The organism is Sphingorhabdus buctiana, from assembly GCF_042680825.1.
Classification (GTDB): Bacteria; Pseudomonadota; Alphaproteobacteria; order Sphingomonadales; family Sphingomonadaceae; genus Sphingorhabdus_B; species Sphingorhabdus_B buctiana.
Genome location: NZ_JBHUEL010000011.1, coordinates 48,239 through 61,291 on the forward strand (window position 1 = coordinate 48,239; position 13,053 = coordinate 61,291).

Here is a 13,053-nt window from a genome sequence, read left to right on the forward strand (position 1 = left end):
TTGGCCGGGAGGGCTGTGATGAATTTCAAATATTTCCTTACTGCAGCGGTGGTGGCAGCGGCAGTTCCCTCTGTGCAAGCGCAAGATGCCAATGTCGAAGGCCGCGTGGTCAAGCTCGAAAAAGAAATGAAGGCTGTCCAGCGTAAGGTATTTCCAGATGGTGCGGGGAAGTTTTTCGAACCCGAAATCCAGGCTGACGCAGCCAAGCCGACCAGCACGGCAGCACCTTCCGGCAGCGCAGTTACCGACCTGATCGCACGCGTCGATGCGCTGGAATCGCAGCTCGCCACCCTGACAGGGCAAGTCGAAACGCAGAATGTGGCAATCAAGGCAATGGATGCCCGGATCAACGCGCTTGAAGTTGCCAAGGTGCAACAGCCGGTGCCTGTGGCGACCAATGCCGTAGTTGAATCCGACACAAAGGTTGCCGTCGCGCCAGCCAAGACTGAGCCAGCTCCCAAAGCAGCAACCCCGGCAAAAACGCCTGCGCCAGTTGCCAAAGCAACGCCAGCGCGCACGACTGCGGTTGCCGCAATCGAACGACCTTCGACCGGGGATGCATTTGAAGACAGCTACTCCTACGGGTTCCGCCTGTGGGAAGCGAAATTCTATCCCGAAGCACAGGTGCAGTTACAGGATACGGTAACGAAATTCCCGAAGCACAAACGTGCCAGCTATGCCCGCAACCTGCTCGGCCGCGCATGGCTTGACGACGGAAAGCCTGCGACCGCAGTCAAGGTGTTCTATGATAACTATAAAAATGATCCCAAAGGTGATCGCGCACCGGAAAGCCTCTATTTCCTGGGTGATGCGCTGGCGCAATTGGGCAAAGCGCCTGAGGCTTGCGAAGCATTCGGCCAACTTGCTAGTGCTTATCCTTCCGAAGCCAGCGGACGCTTGGCAGCGCGTCTCGCCGATGGGCGCAAGAAGGCAAAGTGCAAATAAGGCGATAGCCAAGCCCGAGCGGCCGGTTTAAATCCTGCTTCATGGCGGGATCAACCAGCAGCATGTTACCTTTGTTCGTCGATTCCGCGTGCCGGTTGACGGGCGGCAATCCGGCTATGGCAGGTTCGCCTTGCATTGGCTTGGCGGTGTCAGGTGGGCCGGATAGCCTTGCCCTTTTGCTGTTGGCGCATGCTGCGTTCCCGAAAGCCATCATGGCGGCAACGGTTGACCATGGCCTTCGCCCCGAGGCCGCGGACGAAGCAGCTTTTGTCGCTGAACTTTGCGCCGAACGCGGCATTGCGCATTCTATATTGAGGCCTGAGGCGCCGATTACCGGCAATATCCAGTCAGCGGCGCGCGAAGCTCGCTATCAGTTGCTGCAATACTGGGCCGATACCAACAACCTCAATTGGATTGCGACCGCACATCATGCCGACGATCAGTTGGAAACGCTGTTGATGCGTATTGCCCGGGGCAGCGGCATTGCCGGGCTTTCGGGCATTCGCGAGCGCAACGGCCGGATCATCCGACCATTGTTGGAATTGACCAAGGCGCAATTGCTGGGAATCTGCCACGAAGCAGGCGTGGTGCCGTGTGAGGACCCCAGCAACGCCAATGAGGATTTCGATCGGGTGCAGGTGCGCAACTGGTTGCAGTCAGCCCCGCCGCTGATGAGTGCGACGCGCATTGCGCGAACAGTGGCGGCATTGCGCCAATCGCACGAAGCACTTGAATGGATGGCCGCGAAGCTTGAGCCCGAGCGGCTTGTCGCAACCGAACAGGGCGCGACCCTCGATCCATCGGGCCTTCCGATTGAGCTCGTACGACGGCTGCTGATCCGCGCCCTGCAAAGCCAGGATTCAGGCATCACGCCTCGTGGCGACACCATCGATCGTGCGCTGGAGACGCTGCAAAGCGGCGGGAAAATGACGATTGGCGATCTGTTGTGCAGTGGCGGATCGCTTTGGCGTATCCAACCCGCGCCCCCTAGAGGCCAAAACCATCACTGAAATCGGATTTTTCGCACGTTTCGGCAAAAGCCTTATATTGCCATTCACCTTTTGCGACCTACATTAGGCAAATATTTCTCCCTTCATTGGAAGACCATGATGAACGACGAACAGGAACCCAAAGGCAACCCCCTCGCCCGCAATCTGATGATTTGGGCCGGAATCATGGTGGCTTTGCTGCTCGTGGTTTCGATTTTTAGCGGCGGAGGCAGCTCTGCCTCGACAGGCATCAGCTATTCCAACTTCCGCGACAAGATTGAAGCGGGAGAGGTAAAGTCGGTCGCGATTTCGCCCGACCGCATCACCGGCGAGCTTTCAAATGGCGAGCAAATCGTCACCGTTCCCATCCAAGGCGATACCGAGCTGTACAAGCTGCTCGATGAAAAGGGTGTCGATGTTCAGGGTAAGCCCGAAGAACAGCCGAGCCTGTGGTTGATCCTGCTTTACCAGGCACTGCCCTTCCTGCTCATCCTCGGCATCGCTTTCTTCGTCCTTCGCCAAATGCAGAAGGGCGGCGGCGCCGGCGGTGCGATGGGCTTTGGCAAATCCAAGGCCAAGATGCTGACCGAGAAGCACGGCCGCGTCACTTTTGACGATGTTGCCGGTATCGATGAAGCACGCGAAGAATTGCAGGAAATCGTTGAATTCCTGCGCGACCCGCACAAGTTCAGCCGCCTGGGCGGCAAGATTCCCAAGGGTGCGCTACTGGTCGGTTCGCCGGGTACCGGTAAGACCTTGCTGGCACGCGCGATTGCGGGCGAAGCGGGCGTGCCTTTCTTCACCATTTCGGGTTCGGACTTTGTCGAAATGTTTGTTGGCGTCGGCGCCAGCCGTGTGCGCGACATGTTCGATCAGGCTAAGAAAAACGCACCTTGCATCGTCTTTATCGACGAAATCGATGCCGTCGGTCGCAGCCGCGGTGCCGGTCTCGGCAACCAGAATGACGAACGCGAACAGACGCTCAACCAGTTGCTGGTCGAGATGGATGGTTTCGAAGCCAATGAAGGCATCATCATCATCGCCGCGACCAACCGTCCTGACGTCCTCGACCCTGCGCTGCTGCGCCCGGGCCGGTTCGACCGTCAGGTCGTCGTGCCGCGTCCCGATATCGAAGGCCGCGTCAAGATCCTTGAAGTGCATATGAAGAAGGTGCCCCTTGCACCCGACGTCGATCCGCGCGTGATTGCACGCGGCACGCCCGGCTTTTCGGGTGCGGACCTTGCCAACCTTGTCAACGAGGCAGCCCTGTTGGCAGCGCGCCGCGCCAAACGGCTTGTCGCCATGCAGGAGTTTGAGGACGCCAAGGACAAGGTGATGATGGGCACCGAGCGCAAGTCGATGGTCATGACCGAAGACGAAAAGCGCATGACCGCCTATCACGAGGCCGGCCACGCCATTGTTGCAATCTATGAGCCAGCATCTGACCCGATCCACAAGGCGACCATCATTCCGCGCGGCCGCGCCCTCGGCATGGTGATGCGCCTGCCTGAGCGCGATAACTACAGCTATCACCGCGACAAGATGCACGCCAACCTGGCCGTCAGCATGGGTGGCCGCGTTGCCGAAGAACTTGTGTTCGGCCATGACAAGGTCAGCAGCGGCGCATCGGGCGATATCCAATATGCGACCCAGCTTGCCCGCGACATGGTCACCCAATGGGGCATGTCCGAAGAACTTGGCCCGTTGCAATATGAAGAGCGCCAGGATGGCTATCTCGGTTATGGCTATAGCCAGCGCACGGCAATGTCGGATGAAACGGCGAAAAAGATCGACGCCGAAATCCGTAAGCTGGTTGAAGGTGGCTATGAAAAGGCGACTGCTTTGCTCAAGAAGCATCGCAAGCAACTGAACCTGCTCGCCGAAGCCCTGCTGGAATTCGAGACACTTTCGGGTGACGAAATCAAGCAACTGCTTGAGACCGGCAAGTTTGAGCGTGATGGCACCAAGACCACCATACCGAACAATATTCCGTCGGTTGGTAACGCCATTCCCAAAGCCGGGCGCGGCAAGCGCAACGGTGTGGGCAGCGCGACTCCGCAAGGGGCCTGAAACACAGCTGGTCAAGCTTGCCAAATAGATTCAAATCCTTACTCTCCCGCCACTGGAGTGGCAGGAGAGTAAGTAATGGCATTGCGCAAATCGCTTTTGGTTCTTGGACTAACGGTATCTGCCGTCACAGTGACCCCTGCCTGGGCATCGGGCGATATGAGCGTCGCCACTTTCCTTGCCAAAGCCGATTCATTGAAAGCCAAGGGTCTTGGCGCCATCGGATCGCCTGACATCAAATTGCTTTATGGCGAAGCGCAGGCTGCGGGCGCAGAGTATAAAGCGAAAATCGAAGCAGACAGGAAAGCTGGACGCGAACCGCACAGTTGCCCGCCGAGCAAGGCAAAGATGGATTCGAACGCCTTCTTATCGCACTTGCGCAGCTATCCAGCCGCAGTACGGCCCAAAACAACGATCACCACCGCCATGTTCGATGTGATGAAAAAACGTTACCCCTGCCCTTGAGCAGATGAACGTGTGATGGCCATTTATTGCGATGAATCGGGGGGTGTCGGCCGCGGGGTGATGACCCTTGCCGCGATCGATATAGACGAAAGCGTAGCGGAGGCATTGCTGGCGCGGTTCCGGACTGTGACCGGCTATCATGGCGAAGTGAAAGGCAGCCGGATTGATCTGGCCGAACGCGCTTTGCTGTTCGAACTGATCAAGGACAGCGTTTCGTCTATCACAATTGGCATCGCGATATCGGCCTTGGTTCCTGAAAAGAATGCCGACCGGGGCGACCACGACATGCAAGTCTATGCCGCTCTGCTGGAAGATGTTGTGACCGCGATGCTACCCGAAATTCCCGGGTGCGATAGCGTGATCATCGACGATGGACGTTACGGACCCGAAACCTTGAATGCGATACGCGCCGATATTGCGAAACTAGTTGGTCCATGCGGCACCACGCAATTGGAGCACAGCCATCGATTGGCTGGCCTGCAAATCGCAGATGTTATCGCGAACACATTCTACAACCGCGCGCTGGTGACCGAACGGCAAGGGCGGATCGCAGCCATAGCTGCGCCCTTGCTGGAAAGCGGTCAGATCAAGATGCGGGTGCTTGGCGGCAAGAATGCCGCCACAAGCTAATTCGGAGAGCGATTAACGGTCGTAGTCGCGGGCAACGCCGGCGCTGCGGGCAGGCGCAGCTGCGGTAAGGCGAAGCGCCTCTGCCGACTTCGCCAGCGAACCGATGTCATCAACCTCTTCGTCTTCGTCGACCTGAACCTTCTGCAATGACTGCGTCAGGCCTTCCTTCAGATGTTCCGGGCGAACGGTTTCTTCAGCGATTTCGCGCAGGGCAACGACAGGATTTTTGTCGCGATCGCGATCAATCGTCAGTTCGGCACCGCCCGAAATCTCACGCGCACGCTCTGCTGCGAGCAATACGAGATCGAAACGGTTCGGGACCTTATCGATGCAATCTTCAACGGTTACGCGCGCCATGTCGGCTCCTGAATCACTTTGGATGTTTGGAAAGTCGTGGGCAATTACGGGTTGACCGCCAATTTGTCAACGAAAAGCGGCCCGGGCAGTAGCGGCTTCGCAGGTTGCACCTTCGCGCGCGCCACCCTATCTCGCATATATGGAGGATGCAGAAGACCAGCTGCGACTGCCTGGGAAAAGGTTCAATGTCGCGGGCCACAGGCTCCACATCCTGCACGCGCCGGATGTTCGCTTGCGGGCGATGCTCGACCTCATCAACGGCGCACGCCAGTGTATCGCGCTGAGCATGTATATGTTCGAAAACGATACCAGCGGTACCGAGGTCCGCAATGCATTGGTTGCGGCGGCAATGCGCGGGGTAAAGGTGGCGCTTCTCGTCGACAGTTTTGGTTCGGCGCGCGTCCCCGCATCCTTTTTCCAGCCCTTGGCCGACGCAGGCGGACGTTACCATTTCTTCAGCTCTCGCTGGAGGCTTTCCTACTTCATTCGCAACCATCAGAAGATTTTGATCGTCGATAAACAGCATGCCCTTGTTGGCGGCTATAACATCACCGATCAATATTTTGACCGCCGCGGCGACCAAAGCTGGGAGGATCTGGGTCTGCTAGTTGCAGGCCCAGATGTTGCGCGGATAGAAGCCTATATTTCGGAACTTATCGAATTGTCGGCCGATGGCGGGGTCCGCCTGCTCGCGTTGCGGCGATTGATCAAGGAATGGCAGCCGGGCGATGGCGCTTTGCAATGGCTGGTGGGTGGGCCAACCAACCATCTTTCACCATGGGCGTTATCGCTGAAGCGAGACCTGCAAAATGCGCGGTTGATTGATATTGTTGCGGCTTACTTCTCACCCACCCAATCGATCCTGCGTCGCTTGTCCAAAGCTGCAAGAACTGGGGGAGCTGTGCGTCTGGTATTGGCGGGAAAGACCGACAATGGCGCAACCATCGGTGCAGCTCGCATCCTTTATGGCTATCTGCTGAAGCGCAAAGTGAGGATTTGCGAATATCGCCCACGCCTATTGCACACCAAATTGCTCGTTATCGACGATGCAGCCTATATCGGCTCGGCCAACCTCGATATTCGAAGCCTGTTCATCAACAAGGAACTGATGCTGCGCATCAAGGATGCAGCGGTCGCCGACCACCTGCGCGAACTGGCCGATAGCCTTGCGCGACAAAGTGATCCGCAAACCACAGAGATGCACCGCAGCCGTCTATCATGGTTTAACCGGCTCCGCTGGTCGCTGGCCTATTTGCTGGTGAACAGCGTCGACTATAATATCGGCCGACGGATTTCGTCGCGTATCACGCAAGGATTGCGCAAGCGACTGCCCGGAACGAAAGCTTAAGCCTTCCAGCCCCAGAACAGGTAACAGGGCAGGATGTTCCAGAATTCATAGCCGCTATCAATCCGCTGGAAATACGGGGCCATGAAATCGCGCGCGCGCGCGCGAAACTGGTATACAAGGAAGGCACCGCCCGGGCGGATTGCCTTGCCGGTTTCCTCAGCAATCCTTGGCCCCAGGTCGCCGGGTAAGGTCGAAAACGGCAAGCCGGACAGGATATAGTCGGCATATTCGAAACCAAATTCGCGGATGATTTCGTTCACATCGGCGGCCGAGCCATGCACCGCGATGAAACGGCTGTCGCGGAAATGCTTGCGCAGGAAATCAATGAAATCGGGGTTGGTATCGATCACCAGCAGCGTTGCATCCTTGCGCATCCGATCGAGCACCGGCTGGCAGAATGTGCCGACACCCGGGCCATATTCGACGAACAATTTGCATTCATCCCACTTCACCGGGCCTAACATTTTCTGGACTGTCCAGCGGGACGAAGGAATGATCGAGCCGACCATTACGGGATGCTTCAGAAAGCCTTTGAAGAATACACCCCAAGGGCCGAGGAATCTTTTCACCTGATCCCTGATGCGTTCGAATCTGGAAGCGAGGGCAATCGAACTATCGCTCATCAATCCGCCTTAGCGTTATAATACACCATGTACCTGCAGTCGCAAATGCGCGCCTGCGATGCAACCCGATTAAGCAAAAAAGTCGACGAAAAGATGTTGCACGCTTGCCCTATAGTTAAAGTCGTTACATTGGGAATATATGTCCACTTACCCGTCCTCTACGGTCGCCGTGATCTTCGTTTCCGAACGAACATTGGAGGATGACGAGGGGTATGGCGAAGCGGCGGACGCTATGGTGGCGCTGGCCAAGCAGCAACCCGGATATCTAGGCGTGGATTCAGCGCGCGGCGATGACCGTATCGGAATCACTGTCAGCTATTGGGCAGATGATACCTCTGCCAAAGCATGGCGCGACAATGCAGAGCATGCCGCCATCCGCGATGCCGGACGCGGTCGGTGGTACCGGTGGTACGACCTGCATGTCGCCAGCGTCACGCGCAGCTATGATTGGGTAAAAAGCTGATGGGCAAAGGCAACGCCATTCCTGCGGATCGGGTGACGATCCTGTTCCTCGTCATGCTAGTCGCCGCAGCTGGCAACACCGCGATGCAATCCGCGCTGCCCGCAATAGCAAGCCAGCTGAAAATCGCAGATGTTTGGGTGAGCCTAGCCTTTAGCTGGTCGGCTTTGCTGTGGGTATTGACCGCCCCCAAATGGGCCCGCCAATCCGACAAGCGCGGGCGAAAATTGCTGATGACGGTGGGTGTGATCGGCTTTGCCGCATCGATGGGCTTGTGCGGCTTAGTGCTGTGGCTTGGCCTGGAAGGCTATATTGCGCCCGCGGTGACCTTCATCGTCTTTGCCATTTTCCGCAGTCTTTACGGTGGTTTCGGTTCGGCGGCACCGCCAGCAGTGCAAGCCTATATCGCGGCGCGCACCGAGCGCGAGGAACGCGCCAAGGCACTTTCGCTGCTGGCATCATCGTTCGGGCTGGGCACAGTGATCGGCCCTGCCCTTGCCCATTTCCTGATCTTTGAACCATTCGGGCTAGCGGGGCCATTGGTCGTGTTTGCAAGCTTTGGTGTGCTGGTGCTGATCGCTCTCAAGCTCCGCCTGCCCAATGACACACCCCGTTTCGCTGCGCGGGGCGTGGTGACATCCTATCCGTCGGCAGCGTCGGTCAATAGGCCCGAGGTCGAGGAAGGAGTTGAAGAAGACAACGCCCTTCCACGCGAAGAAGTGCGACTGCGCTGGCGCGACGAACGATTTGCAAGCTGGTTGATGGCAGGGCTGATCGGTGGACATGCGCAGGCCATTATGCTCGGCGTCGTCGGCTTCCTGATCCGCGATCGGCTGGGCCTGCACGATCTGCCCAAGGAAACGGTCGAGGCCACCGGCTCGGTCATGTTCGTGGGCGCGATGGCGACGCTGCTCGCGCAATGGGGACTTATACCAATTCTGTCCATTGGACCCCGCGCATCGGTCTTGTGGGGGGCATTCCTTGCCCTTTTGGGAATCGTGCTGGTTGGCGTCAGTTACGATTTCTATGGCATCACACTGGGCTTTGCACTCGCATCCTTGGGCTTTGGATTGTACCGCCCGGGCTTCACTACGGGCGCTTCGCTCGCGGTGCGTAGGTTTGAGCAAGGTGATGTGGCAGGCAAAATCGCCTCACTTAGCGGTTCCGCCTATATCTTCACGCCTGCGATTGGCGTCGCGCTGTTCAACTGGTGGGAACCCGCGACCTTCATCCTGATGAGTGCGGCGCTGCTTTATCTAATCATATGGGGTCGGCGGGTGTTGGACGATGCGCCGCAACCGCTCGAGAACTGATCAGGCTTCTGCGTCTGCCGCTTCGTTATAGATGAAGCCAAACAGTGGATAGCTGGAGGTGCCGAGGCCTTTGACCGGCGCATACCACACGCGCACTTCGCTCCAGTCGCCTGCAGCCGAGACATCGATGACACGCGCGCCGCGTTCGATATGGCCGCGGCGACCATTGATCGTCGACCAGTTTGCATGATCGATCAGAACTTCGCGATCCGAAACGATCTTGCTGACCATGCCGACATGACCCACCGGCATCGAACGGGTAGGCTTGAATGCCATCACAGCGCCAACCTTGGGCTCGTTACCGCGTGCATATTTGCCCGCTGCCTGCGCCCACCATGTGCCGGCATTGCCGAAAATTTCGATGCCAGAAATGTCGCGCGCAAAGGGGGCGCACTGCAGAGCCATGGCCTGCGCGGGTATCAGAAGGGCAAGTGCGCCAAGTGCGGCGACAATTTTCTTGCGGAACATGGAAAGCGACCCCAGACCTTTATCTTGTGCCAGTCTGATGGCTGAGCCGGGGTGTTACCACAATATCTAGTCGGCGACTCGCAGGAGTCGCGAGATGAACCGTTGTTCATCTTCAGCCTGTCGCCGGTAAGCCTCAACTCACCGGCGACAGCATAAGATCAGGCAGCTTTTGCCTTCAGGGATTCAGCAACCTTCACGCCTTGGCGTTCAAGCGATTCGACGATCTTCTTCGCGCCTTCAAGGTCACCCCAGAACATCGGACCGCCACGATAGACCGGCCAGCCATAGCCATAGATCCAGACGACATCGATATCGGATGCGCGTTGCGCCTTGCCTTCTTCTAGGATCAGATAGCCCTCATTGACCATCGGATACAGGCAGCGCTCGATGATTTCCTGATCGCTAATTTCACGCTTTTGCATGTTCGAACGACTGCGGAAATCTTCGATGATGGCGAGCGCTTCCGGACTGGGCGTACGGTTACGCTTCTCGTCATAATCGTAGAAGCCCTTGCCGTTCTTTTGCCCGAAGCGACCAGCGAGGCACATGGCTTCACGCACATTGGTTGGCTCAAGCGAGGTATCGCGGTGCCAGCCAATATCCATCCCCGCCAAGTCGGCCATCTGGAACGGCCCCATCGGGAAACCGAAATCGGTAAAGACATTGTCGATCTGTTCGGGCGACGCGCCTTCCATCAGCAAGGCATTGGCCGGTATCTGCCGCTGGCTGAGCATGCGGTTACCGATGAAGCCATGGCAAACGCCTGCGACCACAGCGATCTTGCCGATCTTCTTGCCGATCGCCATCGCGGTCGCCAACACATCATCTGCGGTCTTGTCACCGCGCACGACTTCAAGCAGCTTCATCACATTGGCGGGCGAGAAGAAGTGCATGCCGAGCACGTCCTGCGGACGCGACGTTGACGCAGCGATCTCGTTCACATCGAGATAGCTGGTGTTCGACGCAAGGATCGCGCCTTGCTTACAAATCTTGTCGAGCTTTCCAAAGACCTCTTTCTTGACGTCCATGCTTTCATAGACTGCCTCGATGACGAGATCGCAATCCGCCAGGTCTTCAAGATTGAGCGAGGGCGTCAACAGACCCATCATCTTTTCAACCTGTTCGCTGGTGTACCGCCCCTTGGCAGCCGACGCTTCGTAATTTTTGCGGATCACACCAACGCCGCGATCAAGGTTTTCCTGCACCATTTCGACGATAGTGACCGGGATACCCTTTTGCAGGAAGTTCATCGTGATGCCGCCACCCATGGTGCCCGCACCAATCACGCCAACCTTCTTGATGTCGCGCAGCTTGGTATCCTTGGGTAGGCCATCAATCTTGGCTGCCTGGCGTTCGGCAAAGAACATATACCGTTGCGCTGCAGACTGGCTGCCCGACATAAGCTTGACGAATTCGGCGCGTTCGAATTTCAGGCCGTCTTCGATATTGGGGTTTTCAGCAGCAGCGGCGACGCAGCGCAGGTTCGCATAAGGCGCGTCAAAGCCTTTCCACTTGCGCGCATTTTCCGCTTCCAGCTTGGCGATGATTGACGTGTCACCCTTGACCGGCAGGTCGCGGGTGTGGCGTGGACCCTTCGCCACGCATTCGCGGGCGAAAGCGACGGCGTCAGCGGCCAAGCTGTCTTCACCCGCCAGTTTGTCGATGAGGCCAGTGTCGAGCGCCTTTTGTGCTGAGATCGGTTCGCCCAGCGAGGTCATCACTGCAGCCTGTTCGATGCCGACAAGACGCGGCAAGCGCTGTGTGCCGCCCGCACCGGGAAGCAGGCCAAGCTTGACTTCGGGCACACCCAACATCGCCGAGGGTACCGCGATGCGATAATGGCAAACGAGGGTGGTTTCGAGACCACCGCCAAGCGCAGTACCGTGGATCGCGGCAATGACGGGCTTGGTCGCGGTTTCGATGGTGTTGAGCACGGCATTGAAATCCGGGCCTTGTGGCGGCTTGCCAAATTCGGTGATGTCGGCACCGGCGATGAAGGTCTGCCCTTCGCAGCGGATGACGATAGCCTTTACGCTATCGTCCTTCAGCCCCTGTTCGATACCGTCTGAAATGCCCTGACGCACATGCCAGCTCAACGCGTTGACCGGGGGATTGTTGACCGAAAGGACGAGAATTTCACCGTCCTGCGAGGTGGTTACGGATTGCATATACTGTCTCCAGTTAGTCAGGCGGCAAGCGCCGCATACATCATTGTGCGAATTTCACGCCGGATCGGATAGGTCGACGAGGGCGCGAGTTGGGTCATGAAAACCATGATCAGATCCTCGACCGGGTCGATCAGGAAAGCGGTCGAATACATGCCGCCCCAATAGAATTCGCCTTTTGATCCAGCGAGCATCGTCGCCGCAGGATCAATATTGCAGGCAAAACCTAGGCCGAAACCGATACCGGCATTTTCGGCCTCGCTGAACAGCGATTTCGAATGCTGGGTCAGGTCGCCACCACCGGGCAAATGGTTGGCAGTCATCAGCTCAAGCGTCTTGGGGCTGATAATCTGGACGCCATCGAGAGCGCCGCCGTTGAGCAGCATCCGGCAGAAGCGGTGATAATCATGGATGGTCGAGGCAAGGCCGCCCCCGCCTGATTCAAATTTCCATCCCTGCGCCCACAGGCTTTCGGCGCCGGCCTTGTCAGTCTGCACCATCTTGTCTTTGGGGTGGAAGGCGTAGCATGGCGGGATACGATGCGCCTGATCCGCAGCAACCTTGAAGCCGGTATCCTTCATGCCGAGCGGTTCGAAAATATGTTCGCGGAAATAATCGCCGAGCGATTGGCCCGAAATGCGCTCTACCAATATGCCCAGTACGTCGGTCGAAACCGAATAGTTCCAGCAGGTGCCCGGATCGAATTCGAGCGGGATTTGCGACAGGTGGTTGATGAAGCTCTGGCTGTCATTCTTCATCCAGTGCTCAAGCTCGGTCTTGCGATAGGCCGCATCGATGGGCGTGCGTTCCTGAAAGCTGTAGGTGAAGCCGGTGGTGTGGCGCAGCACATCGATGATGTTCAACCGCGTCGTCGGCGGACGCGACACGAAGGGAATATTGCCACCGCCGCTGACGAACACGCCCAGATCGGCAAATTCGGGAATATATTTCGCCACCGGCTCGCTGAGCGCAACTTTTCCTTGCTCGACCAGTTGCATGAAGGCGATCGAGGTGATCGGCTTGGTCATGCTGGCGATGCGGAAAATGGCATCATGATCGACGCCCGACGCCCATGTGTGTGCCACTTCATCGCCGCGCCCGATCAGGAGCGCGCCGAACGGCAGCTTCCCGCTGTCGAGATATTTGGCCTGGATATGTGTGCCGACGCGGGCCAGCCGATCGGGGAGGAAGCCGAGTTCGAGTGCTGTGCTGCTATCGCTCAT

Annotated in this window: 13 protein-coding genes; 8 read left to right on the forward strand and 5 right to left on the reverse strand. The window is 57.7% G+C overall.

What is annotated here, in order from left to right; all coding sequences use genetic code 11:
* Positions 1–18 precede the first annotated feature (18 nt).
* The 5 genes from ACFSAG_RS12755 (at position 19) to ACFSAG_RS12775 (ending at position 5,096) form a co-directional block, all read left to right on the forward strand.
* A complete protein-coding gene (locus ACFSAG_RS12755) occupies positions 19–945 on the forward strand; it encodes a tetratricopeptide repeat protein (RefSeq protein WP_381515456.1) in 927 nt (308 codons plus the stop codon).
* A gap of 41 nt (positions 946–986) precedes the next feature.
* On the forward strand, positions 987–1,955 hold the full coding sequence (tilS, locus tag ACFSAG_RS12760; RefSeq protein WP_381515459.1) for a tRNA lysidine(34) synthetase TilS: 969 nt from the start codon (positions 987–989) through the stop codon (positions 1,953–1,955).
* 99 nt (positions 1,956–2,054) lie between these two features.
* Complete coding sequence (gene ftsH / locus ACFSAG_RS12765) at positions 2,055–4,004, forward strand: ATP-dependent zinc metalloprotease FtsH (RefSeq protein WP_381516165.1); 1,950 nt, start codon at positions 2,055–2,057, stop codon at positions 4,002–4,004.
* 75 nt (positions 4,005–4,079) lie between these two features.
* Complete coding sequence (locus ACFSAG_RS12770; protein WP_381515462.1) at positions 4,080–4,466, forward strand: hypothetical protein; 387 nt, start codon at positions 4,080–4,082, stop codon at positions 4,464–4,466.
* Between the two features lie 15 nt (positions 4,467–4,481).
* Positions 4,482–5,096, forward strand: coding sequence for a DUF3800 domain-containing protein (locus ACFSAG_RS12775; protein WP_381515464.1), 615 nt, complete (start codon positions 4,482–4,484; stop codon positions 5,094–5,096).
* 12 nt (positions 5,097–5,108) lie between these two features.
* Here the strand turns inward: ACFSAG_RS12775 and rpoZ are convergent, their stop codons facing one another.
* Positions 5,109–5,453, reverse strand: a complete 345-nt coding sequence (gene rpoZ / locus ACFSAG_RS12780) for a DNA-directed RNA polymerase subunit omega (RefSeq protein ID WP_324333639.1) — start codon at positions 5,451–5,453, stop codon at positions 5,109–5,111.
* A 139-nt stretch (positions 5,454–5,592) separates the two neighbouring features.
* Between rpoZ and ACFSAG_RS12785 the strand changes: the two genes are divergently transcribed.
* On the forward strand, positions 5,593–6,801 hold the full coding sequence (locus ACFSAG_RS12785; protein WP_381515469.1) for a phospholipase D-like domain-containing protein: 1,209 nt from the start codon (positions 5,593–5,595) through the stop codon (positions 6,799–6,801).
* Here ACFSAG_RS12785 and ACFSAG_RS12790 read toward each other — a convergent pair.
* Positions 6,798–7,424, reverse strand: coding sequence for a class I SAM-dependent methyltransferase (locus ACFSAG_RS12790; RefSeq protein ID WP_381515472.1), 627 nt, complete (start codon positions 7,422–7,424; stop codon positions 6,798–6,800). The two genes, ACFSAG_RS12785 and ACFSAG_RS12790, sit on opposite strands and share 4 nt — an antisense overlap.
* Positions 7,425–7,563: 139 nt before the next feature.
* Here ACFSAG_RS12790 and ACFSAG_RS12795 point away from each other — a divergent pair, with 139 nt between their 5' ends.
* Both ACFSAG_RS12795 and ACFSAG_RS12800 read left to right on the forward strand, forming a co-directional pair.
* Positions 7,564–7,887 (forward strand): antibiotic biosynthesis monooxygenase family protein, encoded by a 324-nt coding sequence (locus ACFSAG_RS12795; RefSeq protein ID WP_374615300.1) that lies wholly within the window; start codon positions 7,564–7,566, stop codon positions 7,885–7,887.
* Complete coding sequence (locus ACFSAG_RS12800) at positions 7,887–9,197, forward strand: MFS transporter (RefSeq protein WP_381515477.1); 1,311 nt, start codon at positions 7,887–7,889, stop codon at positions 9,195–9,197. The genes ACFSAG_RS12795 and ACFSAG_RS12800 overlap by 1 nt, the downstream gene beginning before the upstream one ends.
* Here the strand turns inward: ACFSAG_RS12800 and ACFSAG_RS12805 are convergent, their stop codons facing one another.
* The 3 genes from ACFSAG_RS12805 to ACFSAG_RS12815 all read right to left on the reverse strand — a co-directional run bounded on the left by ACFSAG_RS12805 (position 9,198) and on the right by ACFSAG_RS12815 (position 13,053).
* Positions 9,198–9,665, reverse strand: coding sequence for a CHAP domain-containing protein (locus ACFSAG_RS12805; protein WP_374615297.1), 468 nt, complete (start codon positions 9,663–9,665; stop codon positions 9,198–9,200).
* Positions 9,666–9,823: 158 nt separating this feature from the next.
* Entirely contained in the window at positions 9,824–11,833 is a 2,010-nt protein-coding gene (locus ACFSAG_RS12810) for a 3-hydroxyacyl-CoA dehydrogenase NAD-binding domain-containing protein (RefSeq protein ID WP_381515481.1), read from the reverse strand.
* 17 nt (positions 11,834–11,850) lie between these two features.
* Positions 11,851–13,053, reverse strand: a complete 1,203-nt coding sequence (locus tag ACFSAG_RS12815; protein WP_381515484.1) for a serine hydrolase domain-containing protein — start codon at positions 13,051–13,053, stop codon at positions 11,851–11,853.

What these genes read in the sequence shown, in the direction of transcription:
- ftsH (WP_381516165.1), top strand. Translation starts at nt 2,055, where the DNA reads ATGAACGACGAACAGGAACCCAAAGGCAACCCCCTCGCCCGCAATCTG.
- ACFSAG_RS12795 (WP_374615300.1), top strand. Translation starts at nt 7,564, where the DNA reads ATGTCCACTTACCCGTCCTCTACGGTCGCCGTGATCTTCGTTTCCGAA.
- ACFSAG_RS12810 (WP_381515481.1), bottom strand. Translation starts at nt 11,833, where the DNA reads ATGCAATCCGTAACCACCTCGCAGGACGGTGAAATTCTCGTCCTTTCG.
- rpoZ (WP_324333639.1), bottom strand. Translation starts at nt 5,453, where the DNA reads ATGGCGCGCGTAACCGTTGAAGATTGCATCGATAAGGTCCCGAACCGT.
- ACFSAG_RS12755 (WP_381515456.1), top strand. Translation starts at nt 19, where the DNA reads ATGAATTTCAAATATTTCCTTACTGCAGCGGTGGTGGCAGCGGCAGTT.
- ACFSAG_RS12800 (WP_381515477.1), top strand. Translation starts at nt 7,887, where the DNA reads ATGGGCAAAGGCAACGCCATTCCTGCGGATCGGGTGACGATCCTGTTC.
- ACFSAG_RS12785 (WP_381515469.1), top strand. Translation starts at nt 5,593, where the DNA reads ATGGAGGATGCAGAAGACCAGCTGCGACTGCCTGGGAAAAGGTTCAAT.
- ACFSAG_RS12815 (WP_381515484.1), bottom strand. Translation starts at nt 13,053, where the DNA reads ATGAGCGATAGCAGCACAGCACTCGAACTCGGCTTCCTCCCCGATCGG.
- ACFSAG_RS12770 (WP_381515462.1), top strand. Translation starts at nt 4,080, where the DNA reads ATGGCATTGCGCAAATCGCTTTTGGTTCTTGGACTAACGGTATCTGCC.
- tilS (WP_381515459.1), top strand. Translation starts at nt 987, where the DNA reads ATGGCGGGATCAACCAGCAGCATGTTACCTTTGTTCGTCGATTCCGCG.
- ACFSAG_RS12805 (WP_374615297.1), bottom strand. Translation starts at nt 9,665, where the DNA reads ATGTTCCGCAAGAAAATTGTCGCCGCACTTGGCGCACTTGCCCTTCTG.
- ACFSAG_RS12790 (WP_381515472.1), bottom strand. Translation starts at nt 7,424, where the DNA reads ATGAGCGATAGTTCGATTGCCCTCGCTTCCAGATTCGAACGCATCAGG.
- ACFSAG_RS12775 (WP_381515464.1), top strand. Translation starts at nt 4,482, where the DNA reads ATGGCCATTTATTGCGATGAATCGGGGGGTGTCGGCCGCGGGGTGATG.